Below are 23,748 nucleotides of genomic sequence, written 5' to 3'. Positions count from 1 at the left end.
CAAACTACAACACAATTTCACATCAATCCAGATAAACAGATAAGTGAAGAGAAATATCAAGAAGCTTTAAAAGCTTATTCAATTTTACCAGCAATATTTGATGATACCTTTGGGAGGGACGAAGATGCCTAAACACACTAAGAAACGTTCAACGATTAAACGGAAGCACCGGCGCATGAAGCAACACGCCGAAGCAAACAAAAAGCCGCCCGTTAAGGCGACCAGTCACGGGACCACTCGAATGACCGTTGTAAGTATAACATAAAAAAGCGCTGCCATCGCTGACCGCGCTACAACTAATTCCGAATAAGTTAATTATAGCATACGAAAGCGGAGGGGCGCATGATGGGCGAACAGCAAGTTATTTCAGATGAAATTTTTCCACCAATTGACCAGGAGAAAACAATTAAACAGGTGCGGCGGTTCCTGGATAAGAAGTTACCGCAAGCAGTTCGGGCGTCCGGCCATTCGGTCGCTGATTTAAAATCGCCTAGCATGGATGGCATGCCTAAGTCGGCCCCAGCTGGTAACTCGGCCGAGGGTCGGATTACACGCCGCCTGTACGCCGAACAGATTGTCCGACAGACTATTCAGGCAATGGCTCGTTGTGATCATGAGTGCCAGGAGATATTAGATCGGCTATATTTGCAAGGTTACAGCGACACGATGTGCTACATGGATATTGGCTACAGCAAGACGCAGTATTTTGACCGCTGGAAGCCATTGGCAATGCTACAGTTCGCACAGAGCTATTACCTAGAAGACCTGAATATTTACCAAAACCGAACTCAAACCGGACTTTAACCGAACTTTTTCCGAACTAAAGCCGGACTTCATAGCAATAAATTGGTGGTAAATTAGTATTATCGATAATTGGTTAGGGCGACAAATAAACGTTTTTCTGATAGCTCTAGCCGTTTTATGTGGCGGATTAAGGTAAATACGGTATTTATTATGCTGTATGTGGTTCGATTCCACATTGCCACTTTAGACGGGCACAGATGTACAGTTTGTGTTGCCTACTTGATTAAGTTGATATGATGGCCCGCCTATTAAGCAGATATGATCTAATTGGCAAGATGGCGGTCTCCAAAACCGTCTATGTTGGTTCAAATCCAGCTATCTGTGTAGCCGGCGGATTTATAAGGGGTGATGCGCTCCTCTCTGCCGCCGGCATTAGTCTTCGTGTTTAACGTCGGCCGTTGAATGCGAGTATCGCTGTGGGCTAATTGGTAAGCCACAATGGGATGTAGGTTCGAGTCCTACCAGCGATATTGCTATGTGATACAGCACCCAATGGGAGTTGACCGCATAACGCGTGCTTGTGGCGGAATAGGTAGACGGATAGTCAGACGCGAGTAACGGGTGTTGGTTGACAACCAGTATGTCCACACATCATGTAGGGTGCAAATCCCTACCAAGCACATTAAACGCGTCCGCGGCACCAAAACGGGAAATCTCCAAACTGCTCTCGCTTATTGGCGGGAGTTTTTGTATAGTTAAAGTAGTTTGGAGGGATAACATGAAAATTGTACAAATTATATTTTTTGGGGGAGTTGGATTATTTATTTATTTAGTAAGCTTATTTACACGTTTATCACCGGCAGATTGGAATGGATGGCTAGGGTTCTTCGGTAGCTTACTGGGATCAATTATTGCAATCTTAGGTGTATATTGGCAAGCTACTAAACAAAATAAACTTTCCCAAAAACAATTGAATAATGAAAAAGAGAGTCAATATAGACAGGCTCGGCCATTCTTTTTAGTTTCTCAGGAGAATGTTAACTTTAGAAATTTACTAATAGATGAGTTTGAAAAAAAACAAATGATGGAAGAGTCTGATTATGTAACGACAGTAATGAACCTTGATGCATGGGGCAAGTATAATGTTTATTTGACTGAAGATATTGACAGTGATTTAGTATATGAACAATCAATTAATTATTTAGTTATTCGTAATGTTTCAACCAAAAACATGTACGCGGTGAGGGTGTTTGTTTCAAGTGCCAAAAACAATGATAAAAAGATTAGTGACAATTCCATACAATTAAACGATTCTATGAATCAGGAAAATAGCGGCGGTAATACCAAGAGCATTTCAATAAATAAAATCGCAGCTAATAGTGATGCGTATCTATTATTTACTAATGAAAATCGTCATATTAATCAAGTTTGGGTTTGGTATATTACAGAAATAAGAGAGTCAATTAAACTGTATTTTAAAGATAAAGATGGTGAGCATGGATTGGAGTATCAGAGTGATGCGAAGCTGATCGGAAACCAGAAAGAAATGGAGGGAGACTACTCAGCTAATTATAACTTGGCTAGATTTAAAGAATCTAAAAAACTTTTTTAAACAAATGAAGTTATTTTTAATATGTGACGTCAACTTTAATAGCGTGGCGTCTTTTATTTCACAAAAAATTGTGAGGTGAGCGAATGGAACAAAAGGTAATCAAGAAGAAATTATGCACTTTGTTTCCAGCAATGATGACATTACATCAAGCGAAAAAGAAATGAGCAGGCCCGGTTGATCGCTGCTTTTTAGTGCATATGATTGTGAGGTGCTGTCATGTCAGTAATGATTCACAGTAAATACGGGTATGAGCCACCTGAATGGGTACAGGCTGATGCCCGGCTAGATAAGTGGTGCAAGAATAGAAAGCGTCGTGCTAAACAGCATGGCGCTTTTAGTTTGGATAAAAATAAGGAGGTGCAGCATGCGAGCGCAAAAGAAACCAATAGTTATTGAGTATGTTGAATTTAGAGGATTTGTCAATGGAAATAGTTCTTTTTCTGAACGCCCTGAATGGCTGTTAAAAGCTATTTATGATGATGACAAACTTAGATTCTTTGACGAAAAAGACACATTGACTATTGAAACCTTAGAGGGAACCATGACTGCTAATATCGGTGATTACATCATCAAAGGAGTTCATGGTGAGCTTTACCCATGTAAGCCAGATATTTTTAAGCAAACTTACGACTTACTAGATTAATTCTAAACCCGTCGATTTCGACTGGTTTAAAAACGGAGGTAACAGAAAATGAACGATGTTGAATTTACAAGTAAATGCAAAGCCTTAGTGCTGGACTACGCTAATGAACATTTAGACGTAACGGACGAAAAGCAAATCACTGTCGATAATGTCTTTATTGTTTGGCAAGCGAAAGCATTACAGAATAGCAAAGCGTTACTCAGCACGACCTTAAGTGATGGCATGTATTACGAGCTTACCTATAACGGTGATAAGGGTGAGATCTACCTAGACGCCTACAAAAAGTTTGAGAATCGATGCTACAAAATTTAGACTAATTAATTCCAATTAACGGAGGTGTGGTGGTATGTAATGACACGAAAGTTAACACCCAAACAGCAAAAGTTTGCCGATGAGTATATCAAGTCTGGAAATGCTTATCAAGCTGCTATTGAAGCTGGTTATTCGCGCAACTATGCAAAGGCACAATCTAGCAAATTGTTGGAAAATGTTGGAATTAAATCTTACATTGATGAGCGAATGGCCAAGATAGCTTCCAAGCGCATTATGGACGCCACAGAAGCCATTGAGTTGCTTACTAGTATCGCTAGAGGGGAAACTAAAGAAACGGTTTATATTGGCACTGCTGACGGCGTGTATGAGAAACACAAAGAAGCTGACTTGAAAACACGGATAAGCGCTACTAAGGAAATACTGAAGCGTTATCCGGATAACAATAAGCTTGTTGAACAACAGATTCGCAAGCTTAAAGCTGACGCGGATATTGCGGAGGCTAAGGCCAAAGTGGTATCTGATGAAGTAAATGAAGTGCGGGTTAATATAACTTACCCACCAGGGAGCGATGAAGCACATGGCGATGATTAATTTGGATATCAATCAGCTTGTTAGTTCAGCTTACTATCCGTTGTTTACCAGCCGTATGCGCTACCTTGTTTATAAGGGGTCTCGTGGTTCTGGTAAATCGTATGCTGCGGCAGTAAAAGTTTTAGTCGATATGATGGTATATCCGTACGTAAACTGGATCGTACTAAGACAATATGCTTATACACAGAAAGATAGCACGTTTGCAACACTAAAAAAGGTTGCTGCAGTGCTGGGTGTATATGACATGTTCAAATGGACTCAAAGCCCACTGGAAGTGACTTACAAGCTGACGGGCCAAAAGATCTACTTTAGAGGGATGGATAGCCCATTAAAGATTACATCAATAACGCCTACTATCGGCCAATTATGTCGTGCTTGGTACGAAGAAGCCTATGAGTTAAAAACACTTGATGCCTTTAACACGGTTGAAGAGTCCATGCGTGGCGAGCTTCCGGAAGGCGGCTTTTATCAAACGCTCATTACCTTTAACCCTTGGTCTGAACGGCATTGGCTCAAGCCAGAGTTTTTTGATAAAGACACAGCACGATCAGGTGTGTATGCAACAACAACGACATATCATGACAATGATCATTTGAATGATGATTATGTAGCAGCCTTAGAAGAAATGCTAACACGGAACCCAAATCGTGCGCGTGTAGCAGTTCTGGGTGATTGGGGAGTCGCTGAAGGCTTGGTATTTGATGGGCTGTTTGAAACGCGTGATTTTGATATGCAAAGTATTAGTCGTTTACCTAAATCAGTCGGCTTAGACTTTGGATTTAAGAACGATCCAACCGCTGGAATATTTATTGCAGTGGACCAAATCAACCATGTGATTTATGTGTACGATGAATTTTATAAACACGGCTTGCTCACTGGTCAGATTGCACAACAGCTTATTCAGCATAAGGCGTATGGGTTGCCAATTACGGCAGATAGCGCTGGTGCTAACTTGATTGCTGAACTTACACGAGTGCATGGCGTTCCGGGAATTCAACCTAGCGGTAAAGGTAAAGATAGTGTTGTTCAAGGGATTCAATACATGCAGTCTTACCGTTACGTCATAAGTCCTAGATGCAAAGGACTACTCGAGGAAATGAATCTATATGTCTATGATCGTGACAAGCAAGGGAACTGGCTGAATACGCCCGTCGACGCGAATAACCATGCGATTGACGCGTTGCGTTACGCTATGCAGAAATTTATGTTCGTCAAGAATGGCCAATACATGAGTTATCGTGACCGTGTGGCTGAATTAAAACAATTAGGATTGTGAGGTGAAATATATTGGATTTGGATAACATGGAAAATTTCAAACAGGCAATCATGGTATATCAAGAAGATCTTGAAAAGTTGACGCCTACACGGATTGCAGAGTTTATTAGACATCATTATAGTTATCAACGACCACGTTTACAACGGTTATTAGATTACTATCAGGGACACAATGACGACATTCTCGAACCTGATAATCGACGCAACGAGAAAGGGAAAGCTGACCATCGGGCGGTGCATTCATTTGCTAAATACATCGCTGATTTCCAGACATCTTATAGCGTTGGGAATGCAATTAATCTCAGTGGCGTGTCATCAGACAGCCTAGATAAATTTAATCAAGTGAATGATATTAATACCTTGAATTATGATTTGTTCCTGGACATGTCAACGTTTGGTCGAGCATATGAATACATTTATCACGGGGAAGATGGCATTGATCACAGCGTCAAGCTTGACCCAAGAGAGACGTTTGTTATTTATGATACTTCGGTAGACCCACAGCCGGTTATGGCCGTTCGGTATCATGAAGTACAGGATATTTCGGCAACAGGCGTTCCTGTGATTAAATATGTTCCTGAAACGTGGACTAAGGAAAAGCACGTTACTTATAAACCTGTCGATGTCGCTGGCTCGGTCACGGCGCCGGAACAAGCGGATGAACAAGTACAGTTTGCATTCCCTGTTATCGAATATAAGAATAACGCCTTTCGCCAAGGAGACTATGAAAACGTCTTAACATTGATTGACCTTTATGACGCAGCACAATCTGATACTGCTAACTATATGACCGACTTTAACGAGGCGTTACTTGTTATTGAAGGGAATATCGATACGTTATTTGATGACTCAGTGTTGTTACAATCAATAGACCCGAATGACGAAGAGTCTATGAAGAAATTAGCACAAGACCGACTAGAACAGCTGGAACGCATGCGACAAGCGAACATGTTGTTGATTAAGTCGGGGATTGATTCAACTGGTAAGCAGACCTCAGCCGATGCGAAGTACATTCACAAAGAATACGATAGCACAGGGACTGAGGTATATAAGAAACGGCTAGCATCAGACATCCACAAGTTCAGTCATACGCCGGACCTGACAGATGAGAACTTTGCAAGTAATGCTTCAGGGGTAGCGATGAAGTATAAAATTCTTGGTACGGTTGAGTTAGCAAGTACGAAGCGCAAACAGTTTGAACGTGGGTTAACTGCTCGCTATAATACTGTTTCCACTATTGAGGAAGCAGTGTCTGGTGAGTGGGACGTTGATGCGAATAAGATCAACTTTATCTTTAAAGACAATATGCCAACTGATGATATTGCAATCATCACGTCATTGGTTCAGGCGGGGGCGCAGTTACCGCAAGAATATCTCTATCAGTACCTGCCTAACGTATCTGATGCTGACGAAATTATCGACATGATGGATAAGCAACGTCAACGAATGGGTGGTTATGTCACTAAGAATGGGGTGCTAACTAATGGAACAAGCGGTACTGGTTACGGCGATGAGGAAGTTCGCGGACAGCAAGGCGAACCAGAAAACCAACGAACGAGCAATTAAGTCGGCGGTCAATGGTGACATGCGAGGATTACTTGATTGGTGGTACAAATTTATTGGCAAGTATCCACAATACAGTCATGCAACTGATAACCAATTGCCAGACCAAGAACTGCTAAATGAGATTCAATCTGTGGCGATGGAGTCGGACATTAGACAGCGTCAAATTGCCACTAATTCTGAGCTTATCGCTTATGCCGCGCTAGTATATGCAACCAAGACAGGTATTGAATTAAACAAGCAGTTGAATGCTTATTTTAGAAGAGTCGCTAAGTCAACGGTAAATAAGATTAAATCTTTGTACCCTAAGGCGTCAAAAGGTGACATACAAGCTTTGGTTGATGGTGTAATTGCCGATGTTAATTGGTCAGATCGTATTTGGTCAAACATGGATGAGCTGCAATATGATGTTAGTCGCATCATGAAGCAAGCCTTGCTGACTCATACCAACCCTGTTGATGCTGTTGCAGAGATTCGTAAGCGATACAACGTGCTAGATTACCAAGCACGCCGATTATTGCGAACTGAGAGTGCACGCATCATGGCGGAGGAGTCCATCAGAGCCTCTAAGGAAGCAGGCTACAACAAGTTAAGGTGGGGTTGCTAACACTGGTGCTTGTCGTATTTGCGCGCCACTTGACGGCCGTGTATTTAGCTATCGTGAAGCAGATGGTATGATTCCCCGGCATCCTAATTGTCTATGCTCGTGGGTTGGTGTTGATGAATAGAGAGGACTGATAAAATTGCCAAAACAAGAAGTTGAACTTAACAACCAAATGATGATTAAAATTATCAAAGATTTAGTAAATGAAGTTAACGATAGTTACCCGCTGAATATCAAAGTTGATGCTTACCAAACACAAAATTACCACGATTTAACGATTAAAATTCGGAGGGGCAAAGGCGCTGAAAAAGAATGTCACTCACACTTTGAGACTGGTCAAATCCTTACAGTATCAATCTAATAACTTATTGACCCGAGCAAGTCATAAAACTACTTACAAATAAATAGCGTGAAGTAATAGACGTGTGAATGTAGTCGGGCAAATGTGTGGCTGGGTTCTTATAACATGTCTTTTTGTTTTGGGCTAAGGAGGAACCAATACAATGATTGAACTTAAAAAATTATCAATGAATTTACAATTTTTTGCCGATCCTAATCCTGACCCTGATCCCGAAGATCCCAAAGAGGATGAGCCGGTGACTCTTACTCAAAAGGAACTACAGTCAAAGCTTGACTCAGAGGCCGATAAACGTGCCGCTAAGGCTGTTGAAACAGCCAAGGCTAAATGGGAAGCGGATAATAAACAAGCGTTGGAAGACGCTAAAAATGAGGGTGCTAAGCTTGCTAAAATGTCAGCAGCTGAAAAGGCAGATGCTGAAATGCAAGCTCGCGTTGCAGAAATTGAGAAACGTGAAGCTGCACTGAAACAAAGCGAATTAAAGGCAGCTACTAAAGCATTACTGCAAGATAATGGCTTACCTGCTGATATGAGTGACACGCTTATTGGTTTAGGCGATGCGGAAGCCATTAAGAATGCAGTGGAAACTTTAAAAGGTAGTATTGATGCTCAAGTTAATCAACGTGTTGAAAAAATTGCAACAGGAACTAAGCCCGTTTCTGGTTCTTCTCAACTCGGTAACTTGAATGACGTTTCAAAAAAGGATTTCGATTCGATGACAGCAGCAGAACGGCTTGAACTATTTAATAAAAACCCAGATAAATTTAACGAAATTACAGGAGGAACAAAATAATGGCTGATGAAATTACACAATTAGCAGATTTAGTAAACCCACAAGTACTTGCTCCAATCGTTTCTTATGAACTGAAGAATGCTTTACGTTTTACCCCGTTGGCCAGCGTTGATAGTACGCTTCAAGGACGCGCTGGTAATACGCTAACATTTCCTAAGTTCACTTATATTGGTGATGCAGAAGACGTTGCAGAAGGCGCAGCAATTCCTTTAGATAAACTGGGGACTACTACTACTAACGCAACGGTCAAGAAGGCTGCAAAAGGTACAGAAATTACTGATGAGGCAGTTTTAAGTGGGTATGGCGATCCGGTAGGAGAATCAACAAAGCAGTTAGGTTTAGCGATTGCTAATAAAGTTGATAACGATATTTTAGCTGCAGCATTAACCGCAACTCAAACAGTTGATTTTGGAGCAAATTCAGATATGGTCCAAGCAGCACTTACTAAGTTCTCTGATGTTGGCGATGCAGATGATAGTCCAGTTGTAGCCGTTATGAACCCGGCCGATGCTGCCGCGCTTCGCAAATCAGCTCGTAATGAAGGAACGGGCTCTGATGTTTCACAAAATGCATTAGTCAATGGAACCAACTTTGCGGTATTAGGCGTTCAAATTATTGAATCTAATAAAGTTTCAGCCGGGCAAGCTATTTTCGTGAAGATTAACTCTGCTAGCCCAGCATTAAAATTAGTTATGAAGCGCAACGTTGAAGTAGAAAACGACCGGGATGTAATTCACAAAACAACAGTACTGACTGCTGACGAACATTATGTAGCATATTTGTACGACCCTACTAAAGTGGTATTGGCAAAAAAAGCGTAACGCCGAATAATACTACCGCCATCACGCCATCACAGAAGACGGCCAGTATTAAAGTAGGCGATACCCGCAAAGTTACAATCACGACCGAACCAGCTGACGCTGACGATAGCGCAGCAGTAATTGCAGCAGTTACTTGGAAGTCCAGTGATGACAGTAAAGCAACTGTTGCAGCTGACGGCACAATCACAGCGGTTGCAGAAGGAACAGCAACTGTCACGGCAACTTCTGGTGAGTTTACTACTGATATTGCTGTAACCGTTACAGCAAGTGAATAATGAATTAAAAAGCGTTGCAATTTGTAGCGCTTTTTATTTTGGCTTAGGGAGTGAAATAGATGGATATTTTGAATGCAGTCAAATTACGGGTCGGAATTAAAGACGAACTTCAGGACGATTTACTAAATGAATTAATTAGTGATGCTAAAGCCCGTGTGTTGGCGTACATCAATCAGGATGGCGTTGTTAATAAAGCATTACCCGACAACGTAGACTACATCATCAAAGAAATTGTTGTGCGGATGTACAACGCGATTGGTGATGAGGGTAAGGCTGCTTCAACTGAAGGAGAGGTCAGCAATACCTGGTTAAAGATTGATTTAAGCGAATGGGCTAGTGATCTCGATATTTACCGTGAGAGTTTTCGCCGGCGTCGTGGGGGGTTCCGATTTGTATGAGATACAACGATCGTATTCAACTCATATATTTCGATGGACCGGAAGATGACTTAACTGGTGAAGTATCGAAACGTAAAGTTACTCTACCGGCGACGATTGTCCCTGTAACGGATGCTAACAAATTAGCTACTTATGGATTGCTTAAGACGGTGGTTTTTGAAGTTCATTTAAAGAATCAAGTTGATATTCCTGATCGTGTAGTTTATGAGAATGTCGAGCGTCGTGTAATAACTGCTATTCGTGGTAGGAAAGTGAGGGTGCTGACATTTGGCTAACAGTGATTTCAACGTTTCATTTAAAGGATTAGACGACTTATACAAGACGTTTAACGTTGCGGGAGCCAAAGCCCCAGACCATGTTGCAATTGCTATGAAGAAGACTTTGTCAGAAGCGTCCGATCGTTCTAAACGATTAGCACGAGTTGATACAGGTTATATGTGTAATAACATCATTGCTGATCCTGTTAAAAAGAACAAAAACAGCGTTGTGGGAACCTATACTTCTCGTGCTGACTATTCAAGCTATAACGAATATGGCACTTATAAGATGAGTGCACAGCCATTCATGCGGCCTGGGGCCATTGCGGCAACGCCGTTCTTCTATCAAGCGGTTAATGATGAGCTGAATAAGGTGGTTTTCTAATGGAATTGACGGAGTACTACAAAAGGTTGCGGTCGGCATTACAAGCAAATGGATTCAGAGTGTTTTTTAGACAGCCACAGCCTGATGATGAACTACCACTTGTACACATTAATGTTCACACTGATTTAGACGTTTCAAGCAAGACCGATACGCTCAATCAAGTAGAACAGCAGATTGATTACTACGCCGAGGGGGGGACCTCGCCGGTTGCGGTGGAATCAGATATTGCAAAAGTAAAAAACGCACTATCACGCGTTGTCCAATGGGACTCGCTTACAACACAGATAACTAAAGACACCAGTACTGGGCGGGACCTAAGTCGTGCAATGTTCTTAGTTAAAATCACAATTTAAAAATAAGGAGCTGCAAACATGGCAGATAAAACAATTAATAACGGTATTACGTATGTTAAAGACACACCTGTTCGTGGTAAAGACGTTTGGTACTTTATCCAATCAACTGACCCTAAGGTAGCACCAATTGGAAGCCCCGCAGTATTACCGGCTCACCAAACGTCTGGTGATACGTCTATTGAGGGTGATTCACTAGATGAACAAACTAAGATGGGCAGAGTTATCGCTGCGTCAACGAACGAAGACTCTATTGAAATCACGATTTACAAGGTACCAGGTGATAAGACTGGTGGTATTATCAACGGTGCTAAGCACCATGGACGGCAAGTCAAAGTATGGCGTGTTGAAGTTGATCCACGGCTTGCAATTGTCGAGGGTGACCACAAGGCATATCCAGCAATGTTCGGTTATGGAGTTGTTGACAGTAACGATATTTCCGATGAAGATTCTTTCAGCGAAATGGACTTTACTTTGAATATCATCGGAAAGCTTGCTGACAAGAATGCTGATGGCACTGACGCTACATTCCCGTTGAGCGACGAGCAAATTGCTGCATTGAACCAACTTTACAACTTTGAACGTCCTGGTGAAACTGAAGGTGAATTCAGTGACGCGGCTGGTCAAGACGACGAACGGGCAACTGATATTACGGTAACTCCAAGTAGCGTCTCGGTAGCCGTATCAGGTACTAAACAATTAACAGTCAGTGCAGTACCTTCGGATGCGGCCGATAAGGATGCAGTCATTGCTGCTGCTATTTACGAGAGCGCTGATGTGGCTACAGCCACAGTCAATACATCTGGATTGGTAACAGGTGTTAAGGCTGGATCAACGACTGTCACGATTAAATCAGGGAGCTTTACAAAGACCGTCAATGTTGAAGTAACTGGTGAATAAAACAGAAAAAGGGGTACTCCACAATGAAAATTAATGATAAAGAAGTTAAATTCAATTTTAAGGCATTTTTCCGTGCAAACAAGATTCTATCAACAGCCCCCAATGCTGACGATGGGGCTAGCCAACTTTGGTTACAATTTGTGACTGACAACGAAATGGCTGTTCCCAATGCAGTTCAAGTATTATTGTCCGGCATTTCAGAAGATAAAGTCGCAGATCTGATGGATAAGTATGAAGAAGATGGTCAGTTTGAACAATTACGTGCTGACTTACAAGATGAGTTGCAGAAGTCAGGTTTTTTCCGTCGCGCCGCCACACACTGGATCAACTTGGTAGACAAGTATCAAACCGGGAAAAAGGCGGAAACGGAAGAGGAAAAGATGAAGCAGCAAGTTCAGAAAGATACGTTGGACGCAATGCGCAAGAGTCTCTCATAATTGATTTCGCAAGAATGGGGATAACCGATGTCGGTTATCCCTTTTCTTTGTATAAGTGGGAAGCCAGGGCATTGATGGATGGCTTACAGTTACGAGAGCTTGATAAACGACGAGCACAATTGAATCAATCTGTTTATACTGCAGGTTTAACTAATGCACAGAAGCCACAACGTGCATTAAATAAGATGCAGCGGCAGTTAGACAAGACAGAAAAAGAAATTATAAACCGCTCTAGCAATTCTAAACGAAGAAAGCCAACCGCTGAGTTGATTGCAAAAGTTAACAGACTGTTTGGAAACAAACCATAAGGAGGTTAGATTATGGCACAAGTAACCGCCACTTTTACCGCCAATATTAGTGGTTATGTCGCAGCAATGAGCCAGATGAATAGTTCTACTCGCAGCATGCAGAGTGGTATTTCAGGGCTAAGTGGCAGAGTATCCCAAGGCATGTCCACTATTGGTAAGGTAACTACTGCCGCCGGTGCTGCAACTACCGCTATGGGTGTTAGCGCGTTAAAATCATACGGTACATTCCAACAATCTCTTAACAAGGCTGCAATCATTGCTGGTGGTACCTCAAAGGATATTGGTGAGTTAGCAGACATGGCTAACAAGATGGGTGCTGAATTACCACTTAGCGCTCAAGATGCAGCTGACGCCATGGTCTCAATGGCGCAAGATGGCGCGTCTATTAAAACGATTACCAAAGAGTTCCCAGCAATTGCAGAAGCAGCCACAGCGACGGGAGCTGACTTGCAGACGACTGCTGGAACAGTTCAGCAAGCTATGAACGTGTGGGGGAAAAGCCTAAAGTCACCAGCACAGGCTGCAGCAATTCTTACTCAAACAGCTAACCTGTCTAACGCAAGCATTGAAGACATGTCAGGCGCTATTAGTAATATTGGCGGTATCGCAAGTCAAGCCGGGTTCAGTATGGGGAGCATGACCGAAGCTGTAGGGCTTCTAACTAACAAAGGTTTTACAGCTCAACGTGCTTCACAAGATTTGGCACATGCCATTATTCAGATGGAAGCTCCTTCTGATAAGGCTGCAGGGGAAATGAAAAAATTAGGATTATCATTTACCGATGCACAAGGTAACATGAAATCATTTCCCACTATTCTTAAAGAAGTAGCTGCTGCAACTGATGGTATGAGCGCTGCACAAAAAACCGCAGCGCTCAAAACTATGTTTAACACTGCCGGCATGCAAGCAATGTTGCCACTGCTAAGCTCAGTAAAAGATGAATCAGGTAACACGGCAACATCATGGTCAGCTTATGCAAAAGCACAAGACGGTGCTAGCAGTTCGACAGCTACTGCTACTAAATTCTTACAGGATCAAGCTAATGAAATGCAACAAAACATTGGTTCGAAGATCGAACAAATTGGCGGTAACTGGGAATCGCTTAGAAATAAGTCACTTGCTGCTAAAGGCGGCGTAAACAGTGCGATGGTTGATATGATTAATCAGACTATCACATGGGCAACTGACAGTAATAGCAGTATTGCTCAAGTGGCTAGGAGTTTTATTGGATTGTCACCAGTTATTGGACCAGCTGTTACAGCAACTGGGGCTTTTATTACTAGTGCAGGCAAAATAGTAGGTGTTGCAAGTGGTGCAGCAAAAGGATTATTCAATATGGGTAAAAGCATTATTGGAATCCCTGGGAAACTGCTTGGAATCGGGAGTGCAAGCAAAACGGCTGCCGAAGCTGTTACACCATTAGGGAACGCAACTAGAACTAGTGCGAACGCAGCGGCATCTTCAGCAGCAAACTTTTTATCAATGGGCGCTGCGATTGCATTAATTGGTGCAGGTGTTTTAGCTGCTTCAACTGGTATTGCCATTCTAGTACAATCCGCAATCAGTCTAGCAAAAGCTGGTAGTGGCGCACAAGAAGTTATGGCTGCGTTGGCTTTTGGAATTGTTGCGGTGGCTGGGTCATTTGCATTGCTCGGGCCACTGTTAACAGCTAACGCGGTTGGTATTGGGGTGTTTGGTGCGGCGGTATTAGCCGTTGGCGCTGGAGTCGCTGCATTCGGATTAGGCGTTAAAGAAGTTGCCCAAGCTATATCGACACTTTCAAGTAACGTTAACAGCATTGTGCCAGTGTTAGCAGCGTTAGGCGTTGGGTTTGCAGCCATGATGACTGAATTCATTACTACAACAATAGCAGCTGTTCCTCAAATTGTTGGTGCAATTTTGGGCATGATGACGAACTTAATGAACACGATTGCGGGACAAGCCCCGTCGATTGCAGCTGCGTTCTCAAACATGATGGTTAGTTTAATGACGGCAGTATCAACGCACGCACCAGCCATTGCGTTAGCATTTACGACAATGCTTGTTTCCGTTATGAACGCTGTAACTCAAAATGCACCCGCTATTATTACGTCATTTTCTAATATGCTAATTGCATTAATGACTTCCATTTCAACAAATGCACCCGGAGTTATTGCTTCATTCACGGCTATGATTGTGAGTTTGATAAATTCATTAACGTCGGCTATCCCATCATTGGTTTCAGCAGGTGTAGGATTTGTGGTTGCATTGATTGGTGCAATTGGTAGTCAAGCACCAGCATTACTTGCTGCGGGGATTGCGCTGGTTGGTCAGCTAGCACAGGCATTTGTTACTGAAATGCCTATACTAATTCAAATTGCTGGAGCAACGCTAGCCGCTGTGATTGCGGTTTTGGCTACTTATGCCGGTCAAATGACCGCGATTGGTGGCATATTGCTAAAAGCTTTGGCAGCTGGTTTCACAGGGCAAAAGTATGATGCTATTGGAGCAGCTACTGACGTCATACAATCTTCAGGTGCAGCTGCATCTTCCGCCGGGCAAGCGGCGTTTAAAGCAGCCGGTGGCAACGCTGCTATTCAATCGGCGCAAGCAATTGCTAACAGTACGGGTAAGCATCAATCAGCTGGTGCTGCAGTTGGTAGAGCCGGCGCTTCAGGTGTTAGCTCTGCTTCTGGGTATTTCACATCTGCTGGTGTAAAAGATGGTAGTGCGGCTGCCAGTGGATTAAGCAGTAAAACAGGTAGTGCACAATCATCAGGATCATCAGTCGGGCGTTCAGGTGCTTCAGGGATTAGCTCAACAGCAGGCTACTTTACTTCTGCCGGTTCTAAAAATGGTGGAGCAGCGGCCAGCGGTATTAGTAGTCGTACTGGTAGTGCTAGGTCAGCTGGTTCTAGTCTCGGTAGTAGTGGCGCCAGTGGTGCTCGTGGTCAACAAGGGGCTTTTAGTTCAGCTGGTAGCTTCCTTGGATCAGGGTTGGTAAATGGTATTGGCAGCATGGTTGGTGCTGTTATGTCAGCAGCTGGTCGTTTAGCTAGTGCTGCGGCAAGCAAAATTCAAAGTGCGTTGAAAATTCATTCACCATCGCGAGTAACTTATGCATTCGGTGGATATTTTGGTGCAGGCTTCGTAAACGGGATGGAGTCAACAGCAGTTGATGTTTCTAAAATGTCAGCTAACCTTGCTAATAGTGCAGTATCAGGATTGAATGGTGTTAATACAAAAGATTTTACTGATAGTATTAATTCAGTTGCCAGCGATATAAAAACGGGTGATTTGGCAATGCAAGCTGCTAGTTATTCATCAGGTGATATGGACCAAAATATCGATACCGATAACTGGGTACAGCCAACATATGTTGTTCATAATGAGATTATCGGTGACAAGATTCGAACGATTGTTAGTCAAGGTGATGCAGATGCACGCGTACACAACAAGTTCTTTATTAATTAGCGAGGTATAAATATGGATTTATTAATTGAAAAGGGCGATAGCCGTACGTATTTGAGCCAGTTAAAAGTGTTAGTGACTAAGTTTGAAGAAGGTGCACCGGCAATTACTCGAAACAGTACTCAGATTCAAGGGCGAAACGGCAACGTTGATTTTGGCGGATGGCACACTAGCAAAGAAATAGAGGTTGAAGGCTTCTATCGTGCTGATGACCTAGACGAAGAGACGATATTGCGAGAAAGACTTTATGCGTTGTTATCAGATACTGACGGGTTTTACATTACTGAAATGCGCGGAGAATTAACTCCTGACTTTGAACGGCCAGGAGAAAACGAGGGTAACTTATATGAACAGCTAACTACACGGCCAAGCCACAAGCGGTTCTTTGTGTATGCGAAGTCAATTGAACCTGAACTGCAGGGGAATATTGGCGGCGCCGTGTTATACAAGTTAACGATGACATTTATAACGATGAAACTGCCTTACGGTGAAAGTGTGCCACGGGATTTAAATATTACGGCAGAGGTTCCATATTTGGGCGAAAATTTATTGCGTGATTCGGCTAATCAATCTAGTAATGATTGGTATACTAAGAACTCTGGTTGGGCTTCTGATATTGGGACGTATTTAGGTTCAAGAGCTAATAAGTTATCCGTTGCTTGGAATAATGCCAGATACGCATTTAGTTCGGTTGCTCAGTTAATAAATACAACCGATACGTACACTTATAGTATATACGTTAAGGTGGTAGGAGTAGACCCCTCAACTCTTTCTGACTCTTATGCTATAGCGTGGGAGTCATTAGCCACTTCTATAAATGGCAAATGGACTAGGCTTAACACGCTGTCCGGCAATGGTTGGCAGCGGGTTATCGAGAAATTTACGTTTAATACAAACGTGCCTGACCCAAATAATCTATATAAACAAAGCATGAGATTTGAACTTTCAAGCAGTTTACCGGACGGAGTATTTATATACTTTGCCGCTCCAAAGCTAGAAAAAGGTACCACAGTCACACCTTATAGTCCAGCACCATCAGATCCCGGCTATAACAAATGGTACCTTGATACGTATTACAATACTGATAACTTAGTTATTCCGTATGCCGGCACGGTGCCTTGCAGTCAGCTGGAGCAAGGATTCATTATTGAATTTACTGCCAAGCAATCGGGTAGCGGTCTATTGCTTACGCTAAACGGCACGGAATTTAAGCATACTGGGTCGCTGTTTAGTGGTGATGTTATTGCTCTTTCTGGGTATGAATATACTAGAAATTCGATTAGCATTGTCAAAAATACAAACAAGGCTTACTTTAAACTTTTACCAGGTGTTACAAACAAAATTTCTAGTTCACTCGCAGGTGAAATCAGAATTTTAAACTTTCAAAATCTGTATGCGTAGGAGGTGGTTAATAAATGACAGTCTTTAGAGATGTTAGCAACAAAGAATATGTTGCTGATACGGAAATCAAAGTAACTGAGGGCATTAATGGTGAAAAATCATTAACGGGTACAATCTACTTTGGCACTAGTGTTAAGCAAGGATTGGCAAAAGGGTGGACAATGCTCTTCAAGAACGAGGAATATGCGGTTATTACATTTAAACATAACGATAGTGACAACACAGTCACATTCTCAGCTGTCCAGATGTTCTTCTATACCTTGAATAAAACGGCTTTTCATGAAGAATGGAACGGATCACACCCTTTGAACGAGTATCTTCGAGCAATCTTTAATGGTACTGGGTATTCTTATGTTAACGAGACGAATACAGCCGCGTTTACTAAAGAGAATTGGGGATTGAAAAATAAGCTTGATTTATTCAATGATATCATCAAGCAAATTTCTGCTGAGTTCTATGTAAATGAAAAGACCGTGTATATTAAAGATAAAATTGGTTCCGATTTAGCCACCGTAGTACGACAAGGTTTTAATTTGGAAAAGGCTGAGATTGAGACTGATAATAGTTCATTTGCTACTTATGGCGTCGGATTTGGTGCTCACAGTGATCCAGATGACCAAACTACACCGCGACTGAATGTTGAGTATTATAGCCCGCTATATGATATGTACAAAGCAAAGTTTGGAAAAATAGAAGCGGACCCGGTAGATGATGAACGTTATACGATTGCTGAAAATTTACTTGATGCTGTCAAAGCAAAAGTTGACAATAGTTGGAGTTTATCAATTACCGTCTCACTATTAGATTTGCAAACTGCTGGTTACCCGTATGCAATGGCAACTCCTGGCGACACCATAACAATTGTTGATGAGTCACTGGGTTTTGAAGATCAAGTTAGAATAACTAAGGTTAATAGTTCATACGATATCAACGGTAGTCGAATCACCGTTGAAGTTACCTGTGGTGATTTGACTATGGCACAAAAAGAATCGGCTGGTTCGTCCAATATCAATAACATTATGAACGACATCATAAATGGTAACGCAGTTCTTCCCAACGCATGGTTTAGTAGTCAAATGCAGATTGCGACAGATAGTATTCTGGCAGCTCGTACTGAATTAAAGTTCACAGATCAAGGAATCATTGCTATTGATAAGAACGACCATAACAAGATGGTCATTCTTAACTCTGCAGGTCTCGGAGTATCAACAGATGGCGGTCAAACGTTTAAAACAGCGATTACCGCCGAAAGCATTGATGGCCAGAATATTAATATCAAAAACCTTAATGCTAGTAATATTATCGGTGGAATAATCAATGGTATCACTTATAATACGGTTGACGATGATACCAATTTTAGAATTACCTTACAAAAAGGTATGATGGAATATTATTACGACGGTAACTTGTTGGGCGGATTATATGCTACCGGTGACGCTAGCACCGGCAAAGTTAACGGCTTTGCTATTTGGAATCATCCCGGATATATCTTCAGTATTAACCAGTCTGACGATACTGGGGCACAATCTAAAGCCGTTTTTCAAATCCCCGCAAGTTCGACAATCGAAGACAGAGAATATAATTTATACGGATATGCGTTAAGTGATCTTGCAACAAAGGGCAATTTATATTCGGCTAAAGATTATTACACTGATGGTAATATCATCAGCCAGAGCGATAGCACTTTCTGGATTCAAAATCCTAATCAAGTTACGATAAGTGGTAATGGTGGTAAAGGGAATCAACTTAATGTTTATGGTGATCGTGTGGATGTTTTAGGTGATTTCACTGTTTATAATGGTACTAAGAACGCCGCGAATGTCACACGCGATGGTATTCGTATGACTCCTGCTTATGAAATGGCGGAAAGCTATTTTGGCGACATGGGAGAGTCAAACACAGATGATAACTGCCGAGTGAAAGTGTCAATTGAAGAACTGTTTAGTGACACTGTCAATACTTCAGTTCCGTACCAAGTATTTTTACAATCATATAGTTCAGCTCATGTATGGGTTTCATCACGAGATGAGGCCTTTTTTGTTGTCCAAAGTGATGTGCCGAATGCTAAGTTTGCCTGGGAAATTAAAGCAAAGCGTCGAGGATATGAAAATAATCGATTAGTTAAGTCCACAATGTCCTATCAAGACGTTCAAAATATTGAAGAAAATGGCGGAACACTCAAATATGAAGCTGACCATTACAAGGGAGATAATCTAAATGAGCATTAGAAGTTATGAAATAAATTTGGATAGTTTTAGCTCTCTAATTCCTGAACCAATTGTAGGACGCCAAGGCGATAAGAATGGTGCTGTTACTTTGTACGTCACAGTTACGGATCGCGGGAGTGCTGTTGATTTAACTGAGCAAACTATTAATTTAATGGCAAAGACTGCAAAAGGGGCTGCAATTATTGCAGATAACGCAGGCGTCACCATTACGGATGCCGTTAATGGCAAGTTCACTTATGAGATTCCCAATGCGTTATGGTCTGAAGCGGGGAAGATAAAGGATGCTTATTTCTCATTAAATGATACGGATGGTCAGCAAACGACATACGACTTAATTTTTATTGTTAAAAAAGCTATCGACATTAGCCAAGATAAAGCCGAAGACTACATTACCATCATTGATGGAACATTGAGGGATTTAAAGGTAAAAATAGATGCAATTTACGAGGAATATCAAAAAGGCTCATTTTACAGTCGTAATGAGATTGATGAATTTAACGCTGATTTTGAAACCCGAATATCTAGCAATGAGAGGTATATTGGTGATGTGAAAAATAATTCAAGTGACGCATACATTACTAGTCTTAAAATTTTATTACGTTGCGGTTGGCAAGAACCGTCATCTGGATGGTACCCGCAGGGTTTCTCGGTCAATAAAGATAGCAATGAGTTATACTTATCGACCCAAATTACTGGTGGCACAGAAACACGGATCGAAATCCACGATTTAAAAACTGGCGAGTTAAAAGGGATGAAGTCCTTCGTCAATGAAGCGAACTCATTCTCAGAAGGCATTCCATACTTCTATAACGCCAATGGAGAGCTGTGTTTCATTGTGTCAGTTGTAAATGGCGACGGTTATGCCATCTTTAATTACGATACGGGGAAAATTGGTGACAATATCCTAATTAATGGAAAGTTTAAATGGGGGATTGAAGGCGGAAATTTCGTTACGACAGATGCTTTTTTAGAGAGCATAACTAAATATTCAGTTTATGATTGGGAATCAATCAAGGCGGGAAGTCCGAAATTACAACAAGATGTCTATACCGAAACAACTGGTACTCTTTTCGCAAAAGCACAGGGATTAACAATGTCTAACGGCAACGTATATTTGGCAATGGGGGCTTATGGGACAACAATTGGATTGCAGTCATATAGTCAAAATGGAAGAATTGTAAAGCAGGTAGAATTTAACAAGCAAAGTATGGCAGAATTTATTAATAGCCAGTATCCTGGAGCTATTTCAGAAACAAGCGATTATTTGCTAGAGGCCGAAGGCGCGTACACATTAGGACACACATTGTTAATTGGGGCCGTTATTGAAGGATATTTTTATTTAGTAACTTCTGGATTGCCGGACGGATATAAAGTGCAAACTAATATTCCAGTAAATGACAATAAATCTGACTTCCAATCATTACCTGTTGGCAGTGACATTTTGATGCTACCATCTGGTAAGTATGAAGGATTTTCATTTGTAAATGGACCATTGGGACCAGAAGATACTTCGATTATTCAAGTTACAGTCGAAATAAGTAATAATGGAAGAAAAATCATATCTGTAACTCAATCATCCACCGGTAATCAATGGACTAAGACCGTACACACTGACGGTAAAGGTGGTAGTGAGGATTGGTTAGTAAAAACTGGTTCTGCTTTTGTAAATACTGATGTTAACCCTAAGAATGGTATAACGGCTACTAATATATCTTACTTCAAAGAAACCCAAGGCAGCTTTGCGAAAAAAATTGAATTAAGAATTGATAAAGCTACTAATATACCAGTTAACGCATATACCATAATTGCCAGCATACCATCAGATATAGCCCCAACCCATCAAGTGGCACTTGTAATTCCTGCGTACAACGCTATGAGTAATCATGACAAATATGCCAGTTTATGGGTGACTACTGGTGGTGATGTTTACATTGCAACAAGTACAAGTGCTACGAAGTCAGATATATATTCTGCTGTGATTGATTGGGTGAAATGGTAAAGGAACATGACAATGTATGAACATTTAGTAAAAAATAGGTTTTGGTTCTGGGATGCACTGCGAACATACGGACTAGGAATTTACTTTATCATCAAGCACAACACGTTTGCATTTGAGCCACCACAGCCAACGTTGCTTGATGTGCTTGATGATCCACCTATGATATTTTTGTTGGCTTGTGTTGGAACGCTAGCACTAGTTTATTCGCTGTGGAATGTACATTCACATTATTACAAGCCACTAATGACCGGACTGCTCACTTTTGTCTGGTTATTTTTTATGATTGCTTTTGGCGTTCATGATTTTGGGACACAGCGTTATGTTAGTTTTGAAAGCATGTATGCCATGTTTGTTTTAGGATCGACCATTTTTGAAATTGTAATTGGGGATGATTAGGGGTGAGCGATGCTGTTATCGTAGCCTTGATTACCACAGCGGGTTCAATATTCGTTGCGGTCTTAACGATGTGGAACAGCAATAAGGCCGCCAGCAGCGATTCTAGAGACAAGTTGAAAAAGGAAAATGAGGCACTTAAAAAAGAAAACGCGGAGAAACAAGAGATTATTGACTATTATAGAAGGAGAGATGGAAATAAATGACAAATCTAATTCAATTAGCCAACGGCGGAACAATTGTCGCTATTGGTGTCGTGGTGTTTTTGATTATTTGGGCGCTAAAGGGCACCAAGTTCAATAATCAGTATTTACCAATTGCAGCTGAGTTTATCGGTGCCGTGATTGGTATTTTTATTTCATTGGCAATGGCCGATACCTCATGGGTAGTTGGTATGGTAGATGGACTAGCTGCTGGTGCCGTTAGCGTTGGCGGTAACGAGCTAGTTAAGTCACTTCTGAATACTTTTAGCACGGATGGGGGGACCAAATAATGAGTTTAAATGGTATTGATGTTGCCAGTTATCAGGCTGGTATGAATGTAGGCGAAGTGATGGGTGATTTTGTGCTAGTTAAAGCCACCGAAGGGGTAGACTATACTAATCCAGAGTTTAGTAGACATGCAAAGCAGACTTTGTCAGCAGGCAAGAAGCTAGGTGTATACCACTTTATTCGAAACAATTCAGATATTAAGCAGCAGGCTGATTACTTTTTAACGGTTGTTAAGCCATATATTGGTAAGGCGATGCTGGTTCTCGATTTCGAAAATACGAGTGGTTCAACCATTCAGAATCAAGCGGGAGTTGGCTTAGCCAAGCAGTGGCTTGATTACGTGTATCAAAAAACCGGTGTTCGGTCGCTACTATATACTGGTATTAGCTGTGAAAATTCATTGGACTGGTCAGCCTTAGTTAATGCTAATTATGGATTGTGGATTGCACAGTATAACAACTACAACGTTGTGAATGGCTATCAACCACGAGATTTATATGGTAGTTTGAAGCATTGGAAGACAGCGGTAATGTTTCAATATACAAGTACTGGACAGTTACCGGAATGGAATGGTAACTTAGATTTTGATGTTTTTTATGGTGACAAGGCTGCTTGGGATAAGTATGCTAAGGCAACCAAGGTGCCTGAAACGGATAACCCAACAATGAATCCAAGCGAACCAAGTGGTGCTAAATGGGTGAAAGAGAATAAATCTTACATGCTTAAAACAGCTGTTAAACTTCGAACTGCACCAGCAACAGATGCTAGCGTGATTGCAGTGTTACCAGCAGGTTCAACTGTTAAGACTGATCAGGCTATCATTCAAGGAGGATATCGTTGGGTGCGCCAACCACGTTCGAACGGCTATGGTTATCTAGCAACTGGTCCGGCAAGCAATACGCTGGAATACGTCGAAACTGGTGCTTCTCACGCGTATTATGAGGTTGTTTCGGGAGACAGTTGGTGGTCGATTGCCCAACGGTACAATACAGATATGAACAAATTGGCTAAAATGAATGGTAAAACTATTGAGACAGCGATTCATCCTGGAGATAAATTACTAGTTAAATGAAGCAAGTAGATACAATGTTAACCATTTACCTTTTTATCTAAAAAATGTAAACATCTATTAGAAACGTTGATAGCATAATAAAATCCCGTACTGGCCTGATTGGCTGGCACGGGATTTTTTGTGATTT

At 41.6% G+C, this 23,748-nt stretch carries 29 protein-coding genes and 2 tRNA genes; all 31 read left to right on the top strand.

Annotated elements, in window-relative coordinates:
- Positions 1-124 precede the first annotated feature (124 nt).
- Complete coding sequence (locus MZO41_RS14655) at positions 125-265, top strand: hypothetical protein (RefSeq protein WP_164915002.1); 141 nt, start codon at positions 125-127, stop codon at positions 263-265.
- Between the two features lie 77 nt (positions 266-342).
- Positions 343-804 carry an ArpU family phage packaging/lysis transcriptional regulator gene (locus MZO41_RS14650; RefSeq protein ID WP_195562197.1) on the top strand — a complete coding sequence of 154 codons (462 nt, stop codon included), beginning with the start codon at positions 343-345 and terminating at the stop codon, positions 802-804.
- Between the two features lie 252 nt (positions 805-1,056).
- Positions 1,057-1,128: transfer RNA gene (locus tag MZO41_RS14645), tRNA-Trp, on the top strand.
- 86 nt (positions 1,129-1,214) lie between these two features.
- Positions 1,215-1,274, top strand: a tRNA-OTHER gene (locus MZO41_RS14640).
- Between the two features lie 248 nt (positions 1,275-1,522).
- A complete protein-coding gene (locus tag MZO41_RS14635; protein ID WP_089178299.1) occupies positions 1,523-2,356 on the top strand; it encodes a hypothetical protein in 834 nt (277 codons plus the stop codon).
- A gap of 216 nt (positions 2,357-2,572) precedes the next feature.
- Positions 2,573-2,752: a hypothetical protein gene (locus MZO41_RS14630; RefSeq protein WP_089178300.1), complete on the top strand. Its 180-nt coding sequence runs from the start codon at positions 2,573-2,575 to the stop codon at positions 2,750-2,752.
- Positions 2,721-2,999, top strand: a complete 279-nt coding sequence (locus MZO41_RS14625) for a hypothetical protein (RefSeq protein ID WP_089178301.1) — start codon at positions 2,721-2,723, stop codon at positions 2,997-2,999. Before MZO41_RS14630 ends, MZO41_RS14625 begins: the two co-directional genes overlap by 32 nt.
- 48 nt (positions 3,000-3,047) lie before the next feature.
- Positions 3,048-3,311 (top strand): DUF6275 family protein, encoded by a 264-nt coding sequence (locus tag MZO41_RS14620; protein ID WP_089178302.1) that lies wholly within the window; start codon positions 3,048-3,050, stop codon positions 3,309-3,311.
- A gap of 39 nt (positions 3,312-3,350) precedes the next feature.
- Positions 3,351-3,863, top strand: a complete 513-nt coding sequence (locus MZO41_RS14615; protein WP_089178303.1) for a terminase small subunit — start codon at positions 3,351-3,353, stop codon at positions 3,861-3,863.
- Positions 3,850-5,139, top strand: a complete 1,290-nt coding sequence (locus MZO41_RS14610) for a PBSX family phage terminase large subunit (RefSeq protein ID WP_080396931.1) — start codon at positions 3,850-3,852, stop codon at positions 5,137-5,139. Before MZO41_RS14615 ends, MZO41_RS14610 begins: the two co-directional genes overlap by 14 nt.
- 26 nt (positions 5,140-5,165) lie before the next feature.
- Positions 5,166-6,704: a phage portal protein gene (locus tag MZO41_RS14605; protein WP_089178314.1), complete on the top strand. Its 1,539-nt coding sequence runs from the start codon at positions 5,166-5,168 to the stop codon at positions 6,702-6,704.
- The gene (locus MZO41_RS14600; protein ID WP_222845176.1) at positions 6,622-7,308 is read left to right on the top strand and encodes a structural protein; all 687 of its coding nucleotides are present in this window, start codon (positions 6,622-6,624) and stop codon (positions 7,306-7,308) included. The genes MZO41_RS14605 and MZO41_RS14600 overlap by 83 nt, the downstream gene beginning before the upstream one ends.
- Before the next feature lie 136 nt (positions 7,309-7,444).
- Positions 7,445-7,666, top strand: coding sequence for a hypothetical protein (locus tag MZO41_RS14595; protein ID WP_058906817.1), 222 nt, complete (start codon positions 7,445-7,447; stop codon positions 7,664-7,666).
- Positions 7,667-7,808: 142 nt separating this feature from the next.
- On the top strand, positions 7,809-8,456 hold the full coding sequence (locus MZO41_RS14590; protein ID WP_227166262.1) for a DUF4355 domain-containing protein: 648 nt from the start codon (positions 7,809-7,811) through the stop codon (positions 8,454-8,456).
- Complete coding sequence (locus MZO41_RS14585) at positions 8,456-9,277, top strand: N4-gp56 family major capsid protein (RefSeq protein ID WP_058011716.1); 822 nt, start codon at positions 8,456-8,458, stop codon at positions 9,275-9,277. The genes MZO41_RS14590 and MZO41_RS14585 overlap by 1 nt, the downstream gene beginning before the upstream one ends.
- Complete coding sequence (locus MZO41_RS14580; RefSeq protein WP_089178316.1) at positions 9,259-9,552, top strand: Ig-like domain-containing protein; 294 nt, start codon at positions 9,259-9,261, stop codon at positions 9,550-9,552. The genes MZO41_RS14585 and MZO41_RS14580 overlap by 19 nt, the downstream gene beginning before the upstream one ends.
- Before the next feature lie 59 nt (positions 9,553-9,611).
- Positions 9,612-9,950 carry a phage head-tail connector protein gene (locus tag MZO41_RS14575; RefSeq protein WP_058906820.1) on the top strand — a complete coding sequence of 113 codons (339 nt, stop codon included), beginning with the start codon at positions 9,612-9,614 and terminating at the stop codon, positions 9,948-9,950.
- A complete protein-coding gene (locus tag MZO41_RS14570) occupies positions 9,947-10,225 on the top strand; it encodes a hypothetical protein (protein ID WP_058906821.1) in 279 nt (92 codons plus the stop codon). Before MZO41_RS14575 ends, MZO41_RS14570 begins: the two co-directional genes overlap by 4 nt.
- Positions 10,218-10,592 (top strand): HK97-gp10 family putative phage morphogenesis protein, encoded by a 375-nt coding sequence (locus MZO41_RS14565; RefSeq protein ID WP_089178305.1) that lies wholly within the window; start codon positions 10,218-10,220, stop codon positions 10,590-10,592. Before MZO41_RS14570 ends, MZO41_RS14565 begins: the two co-directional genes overlap by 8 nt.
- Entirely contained in the window at positions 10,592-10,945 is a 354-nt protein-coding gene (locus MZO41_RS14560; protein ID WP_063845675.1) for a TIR domain-containing protein, read from the top strand. The genes MZO41_RS14565 and MZO41_RS14560 overlap by 1 nt, the downstream gene beginning before the upstream one ends.
- Positions 10,946-10,963: 18 nt before the next feature.
- Complete coding sequence (locus MZO41_RS14555) at positions 10,964-11,842, top strand: phage major tail protein, TP901-1 family (protein ID WP_089178306.1); 879 nt, start codon at positions 10,964-10,966, stop codon at positions 11,840-11,842.
- 23 nt (positions 11,843-11,865) lie between these two features.
- Positions 11,866-12,279, top strand: coding sequence for a tail assembly chaperone (locus tag MZO41_RS14550; RefSeq protein WP_063845673.1), 414 nt, complete (start codon positions 11,866-11,868; stop codon positions 12,277-12,279).
- Between the two features lie 14 nt (positions 12,280-12,293).
- A complete protein-coding gene (locus tag MZO41_RS14545) occupies positions 12,294-12,587 on the top strand; it encodes a hypothetical protein (protein ID WP_129318291.1) in 294 nt (97 codons plus the stop codon).
- A 12-nt stretch (positions 12,588-12,599) separates the two neighbouring features.
- Positions 12,600-16,040 (top strand): phage tail tape measure protein, encoded by a 3,441-nt coding sequence (locus MZO41_RS14540; RefSeq protein ID WP_128650899.1) that lies wholly within the window; start codon positions 12,600-12,602, stop codon positions 16,038-16,040.
- 12 nt (positions 16,041-16,052) lie between these two features.
- Positions 16,053-17,438 carry a phage tail domain-containing protein gene (locus MZO41_RS14535; protein WP_128650900.1) on the top strand — a complete coding sequence of 462 codons (1,386 nt, stop codon included), beginning with the start codon at positions 16,053-16,055 and terminating at the stop codon, positions 17,436-17,438.
- A gap of 14 nt (positions 17,439-17,452) precedes the next feature.
- The gene (locus tag MZO41_RS14530) at positions 17,453-19,666 is read left to right on the top strand and encodes a phage tail spike protein (protein ID WP_128650901.1); all 2,214 of its coding nucleotides are present in this window, start codon (positions 17,453-17,455) and stop codon (positions 19,664-19,666) included.
- Positions 19,656-21,665 carry a BppU family phage baseplate upper protein gene (locus MZO41_RS14525; protein ID WP_089178208.1) on the top strand — a complete coding sequence of 670 codons (2,010 nt, stop codon included), beginning with the start codon at positions 19,656-19,658 and terminating at the stop codon, positions 21,663-21,665. Before MZO41_RS14530 ends, MZO41_RS14525 begins: the two co-directional genes overlap by 11 nt.
- Positions 21,666-21,677: 12 nt before the next feature.
- Entirely contained in the window at positions 21,678-22,061 is a 384-nt protein-coding gene (locus tag MZO41_RS14520; protein ID WP_089178209.1) for a hypothetical protein, read from the top strand.
- A gap of 2 nt (positions 22,062-22,063) precedes the next feature.
- A complete protein-coding gene (locus MZO41_RS14515) occupies positions 22,064-22,264 on the top strand; it encodes a hypothetical protein (RefSeq protein ID WP_089178210.1) in 201 nt (66 codons plus the stop codon).
- Positions 22,261-22,551 (top strand): lysis protein, encoded by a 291-nt coding sequence (locus MZO41_RS14510; protein WP_089178211.1) that lies wholly within the window; start codon positions 22,261-22,263, stop codon positions 22,549-22,551. Before MZO41_RS14515 ends, MZO41_RS14510 begins: the two co-directional genes overlap by 4 nt.
- Positions 22,551-23,621, top strand: a complete 1,071-nt coding sequence (locus tag MZO41_RS14505) for a GH25 family lysozyme (protein WP_089178212.1) — start codon at positions 22,551-22,553, stop codon at positions 23,619-23,621. Before MZO41_RS14510 ends, MZO41_RS14505 begins: the two co-directional genes overlap by 1 nt.
- Positions 23,622-23,748 lie beyond the last annotated feature (127 nt).

Source organism: Lactiplantibacillus sp. C232, assembly GCF_023806725.1.
GTDB classification, from domain to species: Bacteria; Bacillota; Bacilli; order Lactobacillales; family Lactobacillaceae; genus Lactiplantibacillus; species Lactiplantibacillus plantarum.
The sequence above is the reverse complement of the archived record's forward strand: the minus strand, read 5'-3'. Positions and strand labels throughout refer to the sequence as shown.

Coding starts and splice junctions, on each gene's coding strand:
- MZO41_RS14635 (WP_089178299.1), top strand. CDS start 1,523: ATGAAAATTGTACAAATTATATTTTTTGGGGGAGTTGGATTATTTATT.
- MZO41_RS14630 (WP_089178300.1), top strand. CDS start 2,573: ATGTCAGTAATGATTCACAGTAAATACGGGTATGAGCCACCTGAATGG.
- MZO41_RS14505 (WP_089178212.1), top strand. CDS start 22,551: ATGAGTTTAAATGGTATTGATGTTGCCAGTTATCAGGCTGGTATGAAT.
- MZO41_RS14570 (WP_058906821.1), top strand. CDS start 9,947: ATGAGATACAACGATCGTATTCAACTCATATATTTCGATGGACCGGAA.
- MZO41_RS14540 (WP_128650899.1), top strand. CDS start 12,600: ATGGCACAAGTAACCGCCACTTTTACCGCCAATATTAGTGGTTATGTC.
- MZO41_RS14585 (WP_058011716.1), top strand. CDS start 8,456: ATGGCTGATGAAATTACACAATTAGCAGATTTAGTAAACCCACAAGTA.
- MZO41_RS14535 (WP_128650900.1), top strand. CDS start 16,053: ATGGATTTATTAATTGAAAAGGGCGATAGCCGTACGTATTTGAGCCAG.
- MZO41_RS14520 (WP_089178209.1), top strand. CDS start 21,678: ATGTATGAACATTTAGTAAAAAATAGGTTTTGGTTCTGGGATGCACTG.
- MZO41_RS14510 (WP_089178211.1), top strand. CDS start 22,261: ATGACAAATCTAATTCAATTAGCCAACGGCGGAACAATTGTCGCTATT.
- MZO41_RS14615 (WP_089178303.1), top strand. CDS start 3,351: ATGACACGAAAGTTAACACCCAAACAGCAAAAGTTTGCCGATGAGTAT.
- MZO41_RS14605 (WP_089178314.1), top strand. CDS start 5,166: ATGGAAAATTTCAAACAGGCAATCATGGTATATCAAGAAGATCTTGAA.
- MZO41_RS14575 (WP_058906820.1), top strand. CDS start 9,612: ATGGATATTTTGAATGCAGTCAAATTACGGGTCGGAATTAAAGACGAA.
- MZO41_RS14650 (WP_195562197.1), top strand. CDS start 343: ATGATGGGCGAACAGCAAGTTATTTCAGATGAAATTTTTCCACCAATT.
- MZO41_RS14555 (WP_089178306.1), top strand. CDS start 10,964: ATGGCAGATAAAACAATTAATAACGGTATTACGTATGTTAAAGACACA.
- MZO41_RS14610 (WP_080396931.1), top strand. CDS start 3,850: ATGGCGATGATTAATTTGGATATCAATCAGCTTGTTAGTTCAGCTTAC.
- MZO41_RS14655 (WP_164915002.1), top strand. CDS start 125: ATGCCTAAACACACTAAGAAACGTTCAACGATTAAACGGAAGCACCGG.
- MZO41_RS14600 (WP_222845176.1), top strand. CDS start 6,622: ATGGAACAAGCGGTACTGGTTACGGCGATGAGGAAGTTCGCGGACAGC.
- MZO41_RS14625 (WP_089178301.1), top strand. CDS start 2,721: ATGCGAGCGCAAAAGAAACCAATAGTTATTGAGTATGTTGAATTTAGA.
- MZO41_RS14590 (WP_227166262.1), top strand. CDS start 7,809: ATGATTGAACTTAAAAAATTATCAATGAATTTACAATTTTTTGCCGAT.
- MZO41_RS14545 (WP_129318291.1), top strand. CDS start 12,294: ATGGGGATAACCGATGTCGGTTATCCCTTTTCTTTGTATAAGTGGGAA.
- MZO41_RS14560 (WP_063845675.1), top strand. CDS start 10,592: ATGGAATTGACGGAGTACTACAAAAGGTTGCGGTCGGCATTACAAGCA.
- MZO41_RS14550 (WP_063845673.1), top strand. CDS start 11,866: ATGAAAATTAATGATAAAGAAGTTAAATTCAATTTTAAGGCATTTTTC.
- MZO41_RS14530 (WP_128650901.1), top strand. CDS start 17,453: ATGACAGTCTTTAGAGATGTTAGCAACAAAGAATATGTTGCTGATACG.
- MZO41_RS14525 (WP_089178208.1), top strand. CDS start 19,656: ATGAGCATTAGAAGTTATGAAATAAATTTGGATAGTTTTAGCTCTCTA.
- MZO41_RS14620 (WP_089178302.1), top strand. CDS start 3,048: ATGAACGATGTTGAATTTACAAGTAAATGCAAAGCCTTAGTGCTGGAC.